This is a genomic window from Mesorhizobium sp. P2_B11 (genome assembly GCF_056404855.1).
Genome location: NZ_JBFUDF010000001.1, coordinates 364,663 through 380,309 on the forward strand (window position 1 = coordinate 364,663; position 15,647 = coordinate 380,309).

The window sequence follows — 15,647 nt, forward strand, 5'->3', positions numbered from 1 at the left end:
CATCGCACACAACCCGCCCCAGGACGAGATGAACGATCGCACCTGCATCGTTACCCGCAGGCAAGCCGAGCCGGATGAGCTGATCCGTTTCGTCGTCGGCCCGGATTCGGCCGTCGTTCCGGACATCAAGAGAAACCTGCCCGGCCGTGGTTGTTGGGTGAGCGCCGACCGCCTACATATCGACAAGGCGGCGGCGAAAAACCTGTTTGCCCGCGCCTTCAAGGCGCAAGTGACCGTACCGCCAGATCTCGGCGGCATGGTCGACGGACTGCTTGCACGATCCGCTTTGGGTATGCTCGGCCTTGCCCGCAAGGCTGGCGCGATCGCTCTCGGCGCCACCAAGGTCGAGAGCGCGGTGCGCAGCGGACTGGCGCTTTTCGTGCTCCACGCGACCGAAGCGTCCGACGATGGCGTGCGCAAGATCAGCCAGGCGCGGCGGGCAACTGTCCACCTCGGCGGGCCTGCAGTCCTTGCCTACAAACTTTTCTCCGAGGCCGAGTTGAGCTTGGCATTGGGGGGCACAAATGTGATACATGCTGCCGTTCTCGCGGGAGACGCGGGCAAGGCGGTTGAGAAGCGCATGGTTGCGCTCGACCGATATCGGGGCGGAACCCCCGACGATCTGGCAATGCTTGCGGCCGTTGCTGACGAAGATGATGCTGCAGAGGATATGGAATGAGCGATACGAAATCGGGCGACGACAAGACGTTGAGTGTTACACCGAAGAAGACCTTGACGCTCAAGCGCCCCGGTACCGAGCAGAGCGTCGTGCGCCAGAATTTCTCGCATGGCCGCACCAAGCAGGTCCAGGTCGAGATCAAGAAGCGCAAATTCTCCATGCCCGGCGACAAGCCGGAGCCGGTGGCCGCACCTGTTTTGACGCCCAAGCCCGCGGTTGTGGCAGCACCCGTGGTGCAGGAAGCGCCCAAGGCGCCGCCCCCGCCGCCGCCGGTCGAACGCAGCGGCATGGTGCTGAACGAATTGTCGCGTGGCGAAATGGAAGCCCGGCGCAGGGCGCTCGAAGGCTCCAAGGTTCGTGAAGTCGAGGATCGTCAGCGCGCCGCCGAAGACGCCAAGCGCCGCGCCGAGGATGAGGAACGCCGCAAGCGCGAGCGCGAGGAATCGGCACGCCGTCAGGCCGAGGAAGAAGCTCGTCTGCAGACCGAGGCTGAGTCCCGCCGCCGTGCCGAGGAAGAGGCGCGCCGTCGCGCGCCGCTCGCCGCCGAACTGGCGACGGTCGACGACGAGGAAGAGGTCAAGCCGAAGCGCCCAAGCGGCGCGGGTGCCCCGGTCCGCCGTTTGGTCACGCCCGAAGTGGCGCGTCCGGCCAAGCCCACCAAGGCTGAGGAAGACCGTCGTCGCGGCAAGCTGACCCTCAACACGGCGCTTTCCGACGAGGATGCGCGCGCCCGCTCGCTGTCGTCGATGCGTCGCCGCCAGGAAAAATTCAAGCGCGCGATGCACAATGAGCCGCGCGAGAAGGTTATGCGCGAAGTGATCCTGCCCGAAACCATCACCATCCAGGAACTGGCGCAGCGCATGTCCGAGCGCGCCGTCGATGTGGTCAAGTACTTCATGAAGCAAGGCCAGATCCTGAAGCCGGGCGACATCATCGACGCCGACACGGCTGAGCTGGTCGCCACCGAATTCGGCCACACGGTCCGCCGCGTCGCCGAGTCCGACATCGAGGAAGGCCTGTTCAACATCGCCGACAATGCCGAGGACCTGGTGTCGCGGCCGCCGGTCGTCACCATCATGGGCCATGTCGACCACGGCAAGACCTCGCTGCTTGACGCCATCCGCAACGCCAATGTCGTCTCCGGCGAAGCCGGCGGCATCACCCAGCATATCGGCGCCTACCAGGTCGAGAAGAACGGTCAGAAGATCACCTTCATCGACACGCCCGGCCACGCTGCCTTCACGGCGATGCGCGCCCGCGGCGCCCAGGCCACCGACATCGCCATCCTCGTGGTGGCGGCCGACGACAGCGTCATGCCGCAGACCATCGAATCGATCAGCCATGCCAAGGCGGCCGGCGTTCCGATCATCGTGGCGATCAACAAGATCGACAAGCACGGCGCCGATCCGCAGAAGGTGCGTTCGGAACTGCTGCGCCATGAGGTGTTCGTCGAATCGATGGGCGGTGAAGTGCTGGACGTCGAAGTCTCGGCGACCAAGGGCACCAATCTCGACAAGCTGCTCGAGGCGATCCTGCTGCAGGCCGAAATCCTCGACCTCAAGGCCAATCCGGACCGCACCGCCGAGGGCGTCGTCATCGAAGCCCAGCTCGACAAGGGCCGCGGCCCCGTCGCCACCGTGCTGGTGCAGACCGGCACGCTGATGCCGGGCGACATTCTCGTCGCCGGCAACGAATGGGGTCGGGTGCGCGCGCTGGTCAACGACCGTGGCGAGCAGATCAAGGAAGCCCCGCCGGCAATGCCGGTCGAGGTGCTCGGCCTGCAGGGCACGCCGCAGGCTGGTGACCGCTTCGCCGTCGTCAACAACGAGGCCCGCGCCCGCGAGATCACCGAATACCGCCAGCGTCTGGCGCGCGAGAAGGCAGTGGCTCGCCATGCCGGCCAGCGCGGTTCGCTCGAACAGATGATGTCGCAGTTGCAGACGAGCGGGCTGAAGGAATTCCCGCTGGTCATCAAGGGCGACGTGCAGGGTTCGATCGAGGCGATCAATGCCGCGCTCGACAAGCTCGGCACCGACGAAGTGCGTGCGCGCATCGTTCATGCCGGCGCCGGCGCCATCACCGAAAGCGACGTGTCGCTGGCGGAGACCTCGGGTGCCGCGATCATCGGCTTCAACGTCCGCGCCAACGTGCAGGCACGTGCGGCGGCTGCCGCTGCCGGCATCGAAATCCGCTACTACTCGATCATCTACAACCTCGTGGATGACGTGAAGGCGGCGCTTTCGGGCCTGCTGTCGCCGGAACGTCGCGAGACCTTCATCGGCAATGCCGAGATCCTCGAGATATTCGACATCACCAAGGTCGGCAAGATCGCCGGCTGCCGTGTCACCGAAGGCAAGGTCGAGCGTGGTGCGGGCGTGCGCCTGATCCGCGACAACGTCGTCATCCACGAAGGCACGCTGAAGACGCTCAAGCGCTTCAAGGATGAAGTTGCCGAAGTCCCGGGCGGCCAGGAATGCGGCATGGCCTTCCAGAACTACGAAGACATGCGCGTCGGCGACATCATCGAGTGCTTCCGCGTCGAGATGGTGACCAGAACGCTCTGAGTTCGTATACTGTCGATAGGACCGGGCGGTGGTCGAAAGACCGCCGCCCAAGTTTTAATGCCTGTCGCCCAAAAGTGCGTAGCGGTTTTGGGACAAACGACATGCATACAACAAGTATGAGACGTGTGGCGCGGTCCCATCCCGCGCTTCACGCTTTCAGGATTGAGAAAAATGCCCCGTCCAACCGCCTCCAGCCCATCCCAGCGCATGTTGCGCGTCGCCGAACAGGTGCGTCATGCGCTGTCCGAAACCTTGCAGCGCGGCGAGATTATCGATCCGCTGATCGAGAACACCGTCGTTTCGGTGTCGGAAGTGCGCATGTCACCCGATCTGAAGGTTGCGACGGCCTTTGTCTCGCCGCTCGGCGCCAAGGATACCGGCGCGGTGATCGACGCGTTGAACAAGCATGCAAAATTCGTCCGGGGCCGCGTTTCCGGCGCGCTCCGGCAAATGAAGTTCATGCCTGAGTTTCGCTTCAAGCTCGACACGTCATTCGACAATTTCGCCAGGATCAACGATCTCCTGAAATCGCCCGAAGTCGCCCGCGATCTCGGCCCTGAAGACAACAACGACAAGGACGAGAAATAGTGGGGCGCCGCGGCAAGAAGAAGGGTCGGCCGATTTCGGGCTGGGTGGTGCTGGACAAGCCGGTCGGCATGGGCTCGACCGAAGCCGTCTCCAAGATCAAATGGCTGTTCCAGGCCGAGAAGGCCGGCCATGCCGGCACGCTCGATCCGCTGGCCTCTGGCATGCTGCCGATCGCGCTCGGCGAGGCGACCAAGACCGTGCCTTACGTTCAGGACGGCGCCAAGATCTACCGTTTCACCGTCGCCTGGGGCGAGGAGCGTTCGACCGATGACCTCGAAGGGCCGGTGACGCAAAATTCCGACCGGCGTCCGGCGGAAGCTGACGTCAGGGCGCTGCTGCCGAACTACACCGGCGTCATCATGCAGACGCCGCCGCAATTCTCGGCCATCAAGATAGCAGGCGAACGCGCCTACGACCTTGCCCGCGAGGGCGAGACGGTCGACATCCCTGCGCGCGAGATCGAGATCGGCCGCTTGGACATCGTCGAGCACGCCGCCGACCGCACCCTGTTCGAGGTCGAATGCGGCAAGGGCACCTATGTGCGCTCGCTGGCCCGCGACATGGGCCGCGACCTCGGCTGTTTCGGCCACATTGCCGAATTGCGCCGGGTCGAGGTCGAGCCGTTCACCCAGGACGATTTCGTCACCGTCGCCGAGCTGGAGGCCGCTCGCTTCGGCGAACAGCGCGAAGCTGACGGCGATGCCGACGCTGCCGATGCGCCGATCGACTTCGGCGCCATCGATGCGCTGCTTGTCGACACGGCGGCCGCGCTCGACTGTCTGCCGCAGATCGCCATCAGCGACGAAGCGGCGACGAAAATCCGGCTTGGCAATCCGGTCATCATCCGCGGCCGCGATGCGCCCGTGGAGGCCGAGGAAGCCTGCGCTACCGCGCGTGGCAAGCTGGTCGCCATCGGCGCCATCGAGCAAGGCATGTTCAAGCCGAAGCGGGTCTTTGCCGGCTGACCACTCTCGTCTAGTTTTACGTCGAGGTTACATCCGAGGGGCAGATGGCAAAGGCTGAGGCGGTGAAGAAGCGTGCGCCGGTGAAAACGCGGCGGCCGCCGGTCGGCGCCTCGCCGGGCACACTGATCGCCGATCCGGCGGCGCGCCGCTCCGAGCTCCGCCTGACGCTGATCTCGCCGGAAAAATTCAAGACCATCGACAAGGCCAGCATCGATGATCTCAACACCCATTGCGACAACTGGCCGGTCGTCTGGCTGGACTGCACAGGTCTCGCCAACATCCAGCTGATCGAGGAGATCGGCCGGATTTTCAACCTGCATCCGCTGGCTTTGGAGGACGTGGTCAACACCGGCCAGCGGCCGAAGGTCGACTTCTTCGAGGACCACGCCTTCGTCGTCATGCGCATGATCGACGACGTCAAGGTGCATCGCTACGAGCAGATCGCGGTGTTCTTCGGCAGGAATTTCGTCGTCACCTTCCAGGAGCGTGAAGGCGATCCTTTCGACCCGGTGCGCAAGCGCATCGCCGCCTCGCTGCCCAACCGCTTGCGGTCGCGCGGCGCCGACTATCTGGCCTATGCGCTGATCGATGCCATCGTCGACAGCTATTTCCCGCCGATTGAGGCGGCGAGCGAAGAGGTCGACGGCATCGAGGACGAGATGCTCAACACCCCGCACAAGCATCAGATGCGGCAGCTGCACGAATTGCGGCGCGACGCCAATGTGCTGAAGGGCGTGCTGTGGCCGATGCGCGACGCACTGGCGACGCTGATCCGCAACGACGTGCCCTATGTGAAGTCCGAGACGAAGATCTTCTTCAACGACACGCTCGACCATGCATTGCGGCTGATCGAACTGGTCGAGAACCAGCGCGATATGCTGACCGGACTGATCGAAATGCATCTGTCGCTGAGCCAGGCGCGCACCAACGATGTCATCTCTTATCTGACCATCGTCTCGGTGATCTTCATGCCGCTAACCTTCCTGGTTGGTATCTGGGGGATGAATTTCGACCCCGAAACCTCGCCATGGAACATGCCGGAACTGAAGGCCTATTATGGCTATCCGGCTTCGCTGCTGTTCATGCTGGCCGTTGCTGTCGGCCTGATCGTCTTCTTCAAAAGCAAGAAGTGGCTATAGGCCTCCGGCATCAGGGAAATCTTGGATTCGCCAGCAAAAGCCTGCGACAAGCCGGCTTTATGAATTGGGCTGGTGTTTTCCGGGGAATTGCCCTATATGCGCCGCAGCTTCGCGCCGTGTCGCGTCGCTTGCACCGGCCCCTGCTGGACGACATCCCGGCTGAGGGCGACCCGTTTCCTCAAACAGATAAGGAAAAACACGATGTCGATTACTGCCGAGCGCAAAAAAGAATTGATGGGTGAATTCGCAACCGCCAAGGGCGATACCGGGTCTCCGGAAGTCCAGGTGGCCATCCTTTCCGAGCGCATCAAGAACCTGACCGACCACTTCAAGGACCACAAGAAGGATAACCATTCCCGCCGTGGTCTGCTCGCTCTCGTCTCCCAGCGCCGCAGCCTGCTTGATTATCTCAAGCGCAAGGACGACGCGCGCTATCAGACGCTGATCGAGAAGCTCGGTCTGCGCCGTTGACGAATTGACCGGCGGGCTTTCCAAGGAGAGCCCGCCGGTCGCGCATTCTGCCAGTCGCATCGATTGGCCAGACCCGGTTTCGAGCATGCAGAGGGCCACTCGAAACCGCCCATGGACGGTCATGGGGCAGGATTGCAGGACGCTCGTGCGGCTTACCAGCCGCCGAAATTACCCGAGCTTCCCGTTGTCTTGCCCGTGGCTGCCCGAGAAAGGAAGCCAGGGAAAGGGCATCCGCGCACCGTGAAACGGCGCGGCCCTTTCCGCTTATTAAGGACAAGACATGTTCAATCACCACAAAGTGGAAATCGAATGGGGCGGCCGTCCGCTCATCCTGGAAACCGGCAAGATCGCGCGTCAGGCTGACGGCGCGGTGCTCGCGACCTACGGCGAAACCAAGGTTCTCGCCACCGTCGTTTCGATGAAGGAGCCGAAGCCGGGTCTCGATTTCTTCCCGCTGACCGTCAACTATCAGGAAAAGACCTACGCCGCCGGCAAGATCCCGGGCGGCTACTTCAAGCGCGAAGGCCGTCCGAGCGAAAAGGAAACGCTGGTTTCCCGCCTGATCGACCGCCCGATCCGCCCGCTCTTCGCCGACGGCTACAAGAACGACACCCAGATCGTCGTCACCGTCGTCCAGCATGACCTCGAAAACGATCCGGACATCCTGTCGATCGTTGCCACCTCGGCCGCTCTGACGCTCTCGGGCGTCCCCTTCATGGGCCCGGTCGGCGGCGCTCGCGTCGGCTACATCAACGGCGAATACGTTCTCAACCCGCATGTCGACGAGATGCAGGAATCCAAGCTCGACCTCGTTGTCGCTGGCACCGCCGACGCCGTTCTGATGGTCGAGTCCGAAGCCAAGGAACTTGGCGAAGAGCTGATGCTCGGCGCCGTCATGTTCGGCCACAAGGGCTTCCAGCCGGTGATCGAGGCCATCATCAAGCTGGCCGAAGTTGCCGCCAAGGAGCCGCGCGATTTCACGGCGCCGGATTATTCCGCGCTTGAAGCCGAGATGCTGAAGATCGTCGGCGACGAACTCAGCGAAGCCTACAAGAACGTCGACAAGCAGAAGCGCTACGCCGCCGTCGACGCCGTCAAGGCCAAGGTCAAGGCAGCGTTTGCCCCGGCCGAAGGCGAAGACGCCAAGTACACGTCCGAGCAGATCGGCTCGGTGTTCAAGGAACTCCAGGCCAAGGTCGTGCGCTGGAACATCCTCGACACCGGCTCGCGCATTGACGGCCGTGACCTCAAGACCGTCCGCAAGATCGTCTCCGAAGTCGGCGTCCTGCCGCGCACCCACGGTTCGGCGCTGTTCACCCGCGGCGAGACCCAGGCGCTGGTCGTTGCCACGCTTGGCACCGGCGAGGACGAGCAGTATGTCGATTCGCTGACCGGCATGTACAAGGAGAAGTTCCTCCTTCACTACAACTTCCCTCCCTACTCCGTCGGTGAGACCGGCCGCATGGGTTCGCCGGGCCGCCGCGAAATCGGCCACGGCAAGCTCGCCTGGCGCGCCATCCGTCCGATGCTGCCCTCCGCTGACCAGTTCCCCTACACGCTGCGCGTCGTCTCGGAGATCACCGAGTCCAACGGCTCGTCGTCGATGGCGACCGTCTGCGGCACCTCGCTGGCGCTGATGGATGCCGGCGTGCCGCTGGCCAAGCCCGTCGCCGGTATCGCCATGGGCCTGATCAAGGAAGGCGAGCGCTTCGCGGTTCTCTCCGACATCCTGGGTGACGAAGATCACCTCGGCGACATGGACTTCAAGGTCGCCGGCACCGCCAACGGCATCACCTCGCTGCAGATGGACATCAAGATCGAGGGCATCACCGAGGAGATCATGAAGATCGCGCTGGACCAGGCCAAGGATGGCCGCCAGCATATCCTCGGCGAGATGGCTCATGCTCTGACCGGCGCCCGCCCCGAACTCGGTGAGTTCGCGCCGCGCATCGAGGTCATGCACATCCCGACCGACAAGATCCGCGATGTCATCGGCTCCGGCGGTAAGGTCATCCGCGAGATCGTCGAGAAGACCGGCGCCAAGATCAACATCGAGGACGACGGCACGGTCAAGATCGCTTCGTCGAACGCCAAGGAGATCGAGGCGGCCAAGAAGTGGATCCACACCATCGTCGCCGAGCCGGAAGTCGGCGAGATCTACGAAGGCACGGTCGTCAAGACCGCCGACTTCGGCGCTTTCGTCAACTTCTTCGGTCCGCGTGACGGCCTCGTCCACATCTCGCAGCTTGCCAACGACCGGGTTGCCAAGACCTCGGACGTCGTCAAGGAAGGCGACAAGGTCTGGGTCAAGCTGATGGGCTTCGACGAGCGCGGCAAGGTCCGCCTGTCGATGAAGGTCGTCGACCAGGCCACCGGCAAGGAAATCGCCCGCGACAAGAAGGCCGAAGGCGAAGAAAACGCCGCCTGAGCGGTCTGATAGTGAAATTGAAACGGGCGCGGCGTATGTCGCGCCCGTTTTCGTTTAAGACCCGGTTTGTTTCAGGCATGAGATCGAAGAATGGCCGCTGAGCCGCTGAAGACACTGTTCCATCCTTTCGAGGCCGAGGCGCTGCCTCTGCCGCAAAAGGGCGAGCGTGTGCTGTTCCTTGGCGCCGAGCCCGGCTTCCGCCTGCCGGACGGTTTTGAGGCAGCGCTGCATCTCGTGCAGGGTTTCCGGCCATACTTCCGCGTGCTGGAGCGTGCCGGCCACAAGGTGACGCCGCGCCTTGAAGGCGATGCATTCGATGCAGCCCTCGTCCTCGTCGGACGCCACCGCGGCCAGAACGAGATGCGCATTGCCGAAGCGATCGCACACGTTGCACCTGGCGGGCTGATCGTCGTCGCCGGTGGAAAAGAGGACGGCATCGACAGCCTGCGCAAGCGCATCGACGAGCTTGTCCCGCTCGAAGGCCATCTGCCGAAACATCATGGCATTGCCTTCTGGCTTCGCCGTCCTGTCGATCTGGCCGCTGTGGAAAAACTCCGGACCGCCAATCCTGTCGCGCTGATCGAAGGTCGCTTCCGCACCGCGCCCGGCATGTTTTCCTTCGACCGCATCGACGCCGGCTCAAAACTTCTGGTCGACAACCTGCCCAAAGACCTGCGCGGCAACATCGCTGATTTTTGCGCCGGCTGGGGCTATGTCGCCGCCGAGGTCGCGGCAAGTTCACCCGGCATTACAGGGCTCGACCTCTACGAGGCGGATTTCGACGCACTTGAGGCGGCCAAAAGCAATATCGGCGTGACCGGCTTCGAGCCGGGCTTCTTCTGGATCGATCTGCTGAGCGAGCCGGTCGAACGGCGCTATGACGCCATCGTCATGAATCCGCCCTTCCATCGCAGCCGTGCGGCCGAGCCGGAAATCGGCGCCGGCATGATCCAGGCGGCGGGCAAGGCGCTGAAGCCGGGCGGGCGGCTATTCATGGTGGCAAACCGCCAGCTGCCTTATGAGCCGGTTCTGAAGGCTGTCTTCTCCAGCCACGCCGAACTCGCCCGCGATGGCATGTTCAAGGTTTTTTCCGCACGCCGCTAGGACGACGGCCGGAAGGCGCGTAGCGCCGCCTCAATGCATGCTGACGATACGCGCCGGCTCGTGGACGGGAATGGTCGCTCTGATCTCGCCGGGCTTGATCTTGAGCGGTGCCGGCCTGCCGAACAGATAGCCCTGCACCATTTCACAGCCGGCCGCTCGCAAGAGCGAGGCCTGGTTCTCGGTCTCGACGCCTTCGGCAATGATGCCGACGCCGAGCGCCCGTGACAGGCCGACGATGGTGGAGACAACGGCACCCGAATTGGAATCGGTGTCCATGCGGCTGATGAAGGAGCGGTCGATCTTCAGCTTGCCGAAGGCGAAGTCGATCAGATAGCTCAGATTGGAATAGCCGGTGCCGAAATCGTCGACGGCCACCGAAATGCCCATGTCGGCAAGCTGCTGCAGGATGATGGCGGCGCGGTCGCGGTCCTGCATCATCGCCGTCTCGGTCAGTTCGAGCTCCAGCCGTGACGGCTTGATGCCGGTGCTGGCCATGGCGTCACGCACGATACCGACGAAATCCTTGGTCATGAACTGGACCGGCGAGATGTTGACGGCAACGAAGCAGTCCTCGGGCAAATGGCGGGCATCGTTGCAGGCCTTGTGCAGCACCCAATTGCCGATCGGGTGGATCATGCCGGTCTCTTCCGCGATCGGAATGAACTCCATCGGCGGGATCATGCCGCGTTCGGGATGCTTCCAGCGGATCAGCGCCTCGTAGCCGACGATGCGGCCGCTCCGCAGGTCGAGCTGCGGCTGGTAGTGGAGGTCGAAATCGCCGCGGTCGAAGGCGATGTGCAGTTCGGATTCGATCCAGTGACGATAGTCGGCGACCTGGCCCATGTCGGAATGGAAGAACGACCAGTTGCCCACCCCGCCGGCGCGGGCATTCTGCAGCGCCAGGTTGGAGCGGCGCAGGACGAGGACCGGATCGACGCCGTCTTTCGGCATCGCCACGATACCCACCGATATGCCGACCGATTGCAGGTGCGAATCAAGCTGATAGGGCTTCAGCATCTCCTCGATCAGGGTTTCGACAGTGGCTTCCATCGATCCCTGGATCTCGTGATCCGAGACCAGGATGGCGAATTCGCCGGCGCCGATGCGCCCCATCACCGTGCCCTCGGGCATGCAGGCCTTCAGCCGCTTGGTGAAGACGCGGATCAGTTCGTCGCCATGGCTGTAGCCGATGGCGTCGTTGATCTGTTTGAAGCGGTCGATGTCGATATCGATGAGGAACACCGGCTCGCCAGTCTTGATCGTCGCTGACGCCGCGTCGGCAATCTTGCCGACCATGGCCGGCCGCGCCAGAAGCCCGGTGAGCTTGTCGAAATGGGTTTCGTTGAAGACGTAGTCAACCGATTCATCGACGCCGGCAAAGAACGAGAGTGCAGCACCGGCGGCGGCCAGCGCGCACAAGGCCGACGCGATGCCGACCATGGTTCCCGCCTGCATGCCGGCAAAGCCGTCACCGAAACCGTACTGGAGACCCCAGAGCCCGAGAACGAAACTGCCAAGGCCCGAGGCGGCGACGGTGAGCAGCCGGAACACAGGTGTTCGCTTCGGGTTGCTGACAGCAGGCATTACTCAGTCCCTGTTGCACGATCCCAAAAATCAACTCGAATTTCCGGAAGATCACACGCGAATTCATAAATCCTAAAGCACGCGCAGTGCCCTAGCCATAGGACTTATAGCGGGTATGTCCTTAAAATGAGTTTCTGCCAATGCATCTAATTTTACTGGAAGAACTGGAGTGTGATCGCGAAAGGCAGTCGCAGCTTTTCTCGGACAAACGGGAACCGTTAGTCCAGAAATCATGCTTAACCAAAAGAGATAGAGCCCCGATTTCATCGGGATGGAACAAGCTCTAATCGCGTCCGCTGTCGGTCTGCTTCAATTCATCCAGCGTTGGCATGGACACGATGTGATAGCCGGAATCGACATAATGGATTTCGCCGGTGACGCCTGACGAGAGGTCGGACAAAAGATAGAGCGCCGAGCCGCCGACCTCGTCGATGGTCACCGTGCGGCGCAGCGGCGAGTTGCGCTGCTGGTAGGAATACATATGCCGCGCATCCGAAATCCCGGCACCGGCCAACGTGCGCACCGGTCCCGCCGATATGCCGTTCACCCTGATGCCGCGCGGGCCGTAATCATTGGCGAGATAGCGCACGCTGGCTTCCAGCCCGGCCTTGGCGACGCCCATGACGTTGTAGTTCGGCATGACGCGGACAGAACCGGCATAGGTCAGCGTGATCATCGCGCCGCCATCGCTCATCAGCGGGGCGGCATGGCGTGCGATCTCGGTGAAGGAGTAGCAGGAGATCACCATGGTGCGGACGAAGTTGTCGCGGCTGGTGTCGGCGTAGAGCCCCTTGAGCTCGTTCTTGTCGGAAAAGCCGATGGCGTGGACGACGAAGTCGAGCCCACCCCATTCCTTGCCGAGCGTCTCGAAGGTGGCCGCGACCGATGCGCTGTCCTCGACGTCGCAGGGCACGACCAGCGACGCCCCGAGCTTTTCGGCAAGCGGCTTGACGCGGCGCCCGAAGGCGTCGCCCTGATAGGTGAAGGCGAGGTCTGCCCCATGCTCGGACAATTTCTTGGCGATGCCCCAGGCGATCGAATGATCGTTGGCGACGCCCATGACAAGCCCGCGCTTGCCCTTCATCAGTCCGTCCATGGCCGGCAAATCCTTATGCGGAATAGCGCTGGAAAACGAGCGTTGCGTTGGTGCCACCGAAACCGAACGAATTGGACAAAACCGTGTCGATCCTGGCGTCGTCGATACGCTTGCGCACGATCGGCATGCCCTCGAATTCCGGATCGAGGTTTTCGATATGGGCGCTCTCGCCGATGAAGCCGCCCTGCATCATCAGGATCGAGTAGATCGATTCCTGCACGCCGGCGGCGCCCAGCGAATGGCCGGTCAGCGACTTGGTCGACGTGATGAACGGCATCTTGTCGCCGAACACCTCGCGGATGGCGCCCATTTCCTTGGAATCGCCGACCGGCGTCGAGGTGCCGTGCGTGTTGATGTAGTCGATCGGGGTCGAAACCGTCGCCAATGCCTGGCGCATGCAGCGCACCGCGCCTTCGCCCGACGGCGCCACCATGTCGTAGCCATCCGACGTCGCGCCGTAGCCGACGATCTCGGCATAGATCTTGGCGCCGCGCGCCTTGGCGTGTTCGAGTTCCTCCAGGATGAGGACGCCAGCGCCGCCGGCGATGACGAAACCGTCGCGATTGGTGTCGTACGCGCGGGACGCCGTTGACGCCTTGTCGTTGAACTTGGACGACATCGCGCCCATGGCGTCGAACAAGTCCGACATCGTCCAGTCGAGGTCTTCATGGCCGCCGGCAAACATAACGTCCTGCTTGCCCCACTGGATCAGCTCGTAGGCATTGCCGATGCAATGCGCAGAGGTCGAGCAGGCCGATGAGATCGAATAGTTGACGCCGTGGATCTTGAACCACGTGGCGAGCGTTGCCGACGCGGTCGACGACATCGCCTTCGGCACCGCGAACGGACCGATGCGCTTTGGGCTGTTGTTCTTCAGCGTGATCTCGGCTGCCTCGACGATGGTGCGGGTGGACGGACCGCCCGATCCCATGACGATGCCGGTGCGCTCATTGGTGATGTCGCTTTCGCCAAGGCCGGCGTCGGCGATCGCCTGGTCCATGGCGACATGGTTCCAGGCCGCCCCCTGGCTGAGGAAGCGCATCGCGCGCCGGTCGATCATGGCCGACGGGTCGAGCGTCGGCGCGCCCCAGACCTGGCAGCGGAAGCCGTGTTCGGCGAAGGAATCGGAGAAGCTGATGCCCGATTTGGCATCGTAGAGCGAGGATTGCACCTCGTTGGCATTGTTGCCGATCGACGATACGATGCCGAGGCCTGTGACGACGACCCTTCTCATTCGCAACTCCTTCCAGCGGATGATCCCGAAACCGTAGCCGGTTTTGGCCGGCGATCATACGCAAAATCAAAATGCTGCAGCATCATTGCGCGTTCCGGGAAACGCCCTGCTGCAGTGGCGCCGGTCAGGCAGCCGATTGCTTGGACAACCCCACCTTGAGGTCTGTCGCCGCGTATATGGGTTCGCCGTCGGCCTTAAGCCAGCCATCGGCGATGCCGAGCACCAGGCGCCCGCGCATGACGCGCTTGAAATCGATGCCGTATTCGACCTTCTTGACCGATGGCGTCACCATGCCCTTGAACTTCACTTCGCCGGTCGACAACGCCATGCCCTTGCCCGGTTCGCCGAGCCAGCCGAGGTAGAACCCCGTCAATTGCCACATGGCGTCGAGGCCGAGGCATCCCGGCATGATCGGATTGCCGATGAAATGGCAGGCGAAGAACCACAGGTCCGGCTTGATGTCGAATTCGGCGCGGATGAAGCCCTTGTCGTGGGCGCCGCCGGTTTCGCTGATCTCGGTGATGCGGTCGAACATCAGCATCGGCGGGTAGGGCAGCTGGGCGTTGCCGGGCCCGAACAGCTCGCCGCGGGCACAGGCCAGCAATTCCTCGTAATCGTAGCTGGATTTCGAACCCGCCATCAATCTCGTCCCCATGATAGTCCCGGGCGGTGGGCGCCCTTGTCGTTGGTTTCCTAACACAATCCATTTCGAGCCGGAAACCGGCGTTTGCGCTTAACCCGCCCGTCTGCCCGGGTCAATGCGCGCTCTCGCATCGGCCCGGAAATCGATTTCGATTTCCGGAAAGCACGATGCGACGCCAAAAAAGTGATAGAGCGTACTTAGTGCGTCCAACTGGACGCACGTCGCTCTATTGATCGCATTCGGCCAACAGAATATATGTCGAGAGGTGTCCAGTTTCGGTCGATGACGTTTTTTCGCCACTCTGGGGGTGTCTTGAGGCGGAACTGTGGGCTTGGACGAATAGATGGATCTGGGCTGCCGGAAGGAAAATGTCGCTGTGGACAAGCGGGTTCGCGAAGCCGGCCTAAGGCCGACGCGCCAGCGCATTGCGCTGGCCGATCTGCTTTTTGCCAAGGGCGACCGCCACCTTTCGGCCGAGGAACTGCATGAGGAGGCGATTGCCGCCGGCGTGCCGGTCTCGCTTGCCACCGTCTACAACGCCCTTCACCAGTTCACCCAGGCCGGCCTGCTGCGCATTCTCGCGGTCGAGGGGTCGAAGACCTATTTCGACACCAACACCTCCGATCACCATCATTTCTACATCGAAGGCGAAAACCGGATTTTCGACATCGAAAGCGGTCCGGTGACCGTCTCCAACCTGCCGGAGCCACCCGCGGGCATGGAGATCGCCAATGTCGACATCGTGGTGCGGCTGCGCCCGAAGCGCGGCATTTAAGCTGCACTCCATGAGACCTGTCGATCTTGCAATCCGGCTCGAATGGGCCGCCGTCGCAGTGGTGGGGATCGTCCTTTACACGCTGTCCAGTACTACCTGGTGGCTGTTTGCCCTGCTCATCCTGGCGCCTGATCTGTCGATGCTGGGCTACGTCGCCGGGCCGCGCGTCGGCGCCATCGCCTACAACGCCTTGCACATATTGATCGTCCCGCTGCTGCTGGCGCTCGCCGGATACGTGCTGGCCGATTCGATGGCCGCCGCGATTGCGCTGATCTGGATTATCCACATCGCCATCGACCGCGCTCTCGGCTATGGCCTCAAGCTGTCGACCGGCTTTCAGGACACCCATCTCGGCCGCATCGGCCGCTAGGCGATCT

At 62.7% G+C, this 15,647-nt stretch carries 14 protein-coding genes; 10 read left to right on the top strand and 4 right to left on the bottom strand.

All coding sequences use genetic code 11. The annotated features are described in order from the left end of the window. The first annotated feature begins 28 nt into the window (after window positions 1-28). The 8 genes from AC1DYJ_RS01640 to AC1DYJ_RS01675 all read left to right on the top strand — a co-directional run bounded on the left by AC1DYJ_RS01640 (window position 29) and on the right by AC1DYJ_RS01675 (window position 9,938). Window positions 29-679 (top strand): RNA-binding protein, encoded by a 651-nt coding sequence (locus AC1DYJ_RS01640; RefSeq protein ID WP_112566403.1) that lies wholly within the window; start codon window positions 29-31, stop codon window positions 677-679. Then, entirely contained in the window at window positions 676-3,243 is a 2,568-nt protein-coding gene (gene infB, locus AC1DYJ_RS01645; RefSeq protein ID WP_477279403.1) for a translation initiation factor IF-2, read from the top strand. The genes AC1DYJ_RS01640 and infB overlap by 4 nt, the downstream gene beginning before the upstream one ends. Before the next feature lie 171 nt (window positions 3,244-3,414). Further along, window positions 3,415-3,831, top strand: a complete 417-nt coding sequence (rbfA, locus tag AC1DYJ_RS01650) for a 30S ribosome-binding factor RbfA (protein ID WP_477279405.1) — start codon at window positions 3,415-3,417, stop codon at window positions 3,829-3,831. After that, complete coding sequence (gene truB, locus AC1DYJ_RS01655; protein ID WP_477279407.1) at window positions 3,831-4,796, top strand: tRNA pseudouridine(55) synthase TruB; 966 nt, start codon at window positions 3,831-3,833, stop codon at window positions 4,794-4,796. Before rbfA ends, truB begins: the two co-directional genes overlap by 1 nt. A 44-nt stretch (window positions 4,797-4,840) precedes the next feature. Further along, on the top strand, window positions 4,841-5,935 hold the full coding sequence (corA, locus tag AC1DYJ_RS01660) for a magnesium/cobalt transporter CorA (protein WP_477279409.1): 1,095 nt from the start codon (window positions 4,841-4,843) through the stop codon (window positions 5,933-5,935). A 96-nt stretch (window positions 5,936-6,031) separates the two neighbouring features. Beyond that, window positions 6,032-6,406, top strand: coding sequence for a 30S ribosomal protein S15 (rpsO, locus tag AC1DYJ_RS01665; RefSeq protein ID WP_281035917.1), 375 nt, complete (start codon window positions 6,032-6,034; stop codon window positions 6,404-6,406). Between the two features lie 280 nt (window positions 6,407-6,686). Then, window positions 6,687-8,834: a polyribonucleotide nucleotidyltransferase gene (pnp, locus tag AC1DYJ_RS01670; protein WP_477279411.1), complete on the top strand. Its 2,148-nt coding sequence runs from the start codon at window positions 6,687-6,689 to the stop codon at window positions 8,832-8,834. Between the two features lie 90 nt (window positions 8,835-8,924). Continuing rightward, window positions 8,925-9,938 (top strand): class I SAM-dependent methyltransferase, encoded by a 1,014-nt coding sequence (locus tag AC1DYJ_RS01675; protein WP_477279413.1) that lies wholly within the window; start codon window positions 8,925-8,927, stop codon window positions 9,936-9,938. Window positions 9,939-9,968: 30 nt separating this feature from the next. Here AC1DYJ_RS01675 and AC1DYJ_RS01680 read toward each other — a convergent pair whose 3' ends face one another. The 4 genes from AC1DYJ_RS01680 to fabA all read right to left on the bottom strand — a co-directional run bounded on the left by AC1DYJ_RS01680 (window position 9,969) and on the right by fabA (window position 14,492). Beyond that, window positions 9,969-11,522, bottom strand: coding sequence for a putative bifunctional diguanylate cyclase/phosphodiesterase (locus AC1DYJ_RS01680; protein WP_477279415.1), 1,554 nt, complete (start codon window positions 11,520-11,522; stop codon window positions 9,969-9,971). Window positions 11,523-11,805: 283 nt separating this feature from the next. After that, window positions 11,806-12,618: an enoyl-ACP reductase FabI gene (gene fabI / locus AC1DYJ_RS01685; RefSeq protein ID WP_181056307.1), complete on the bottom strand. Its 813-nt coding sequence runs from the start codon at window positions 12,616-12,618 to the stop codon at window positions 11,806-11,808. 13 nt (window positions 12,619-12,631) lie between these two features. Continuing rightward, window positions 12,632-13,852: a beta-ketoacyl-ACP synthase I gene (fabB, locus tag AC1DYJ_RS01690; protein WP_477279417.1), complete on the bottom strand. Its 1,221-nt coding sequence runs from the start codon at window positions 13,850-13,852 to the stop codon at window positions 12,632-12,634. Between the two features lie 124 nt (window positions 13,853-13,976). After that, window positions 13,977-14,492 carry a 3-hydroxyacyl-[acyl-carrier-protein] dehydratase FabA gene (gene fabA / locus AC1DYJ_RS01695; RefSeq protein ID WP_477279419.1) on the bottom strand — a complete coding sequence of 172 codons (516 nt, stop codon included), beginning with the start codon at window positions 14,490-14,492 and terminating at the stop codon, window positions 13,977-13,979. A 346-nt stretch (window positions 14,493-14,838) separates the two neighbouring features. Here fabA and irrA point away from each other — a divergent pair, with 346 nt between their 5' ends. Beyond that, window positions 14,839-15,270, top strand: a complete 432-nt coding sequence (gene irrA, locus AC1DYJ_RS01700) for an iron response transcriptional regulator IrrA (RefSeq protein WP_477233666.1) — start codon at window positions 14,839-14,841, stop codon at window positions 15,268-15,270. 10 nt (window positions 15,271-15,280) lie between these two features. Continuing rightward, entirely contained in the window at window positions 15,281-15,640 is a 360-nt protein-coding gene (locus AC1DYJ_RS01705; protein ID WP_477279421.1) for a DUF4260 domain-containing protein, read from the top strand. Window positions 15,641-15,647 lie beyond the last annotated feature (7 nt).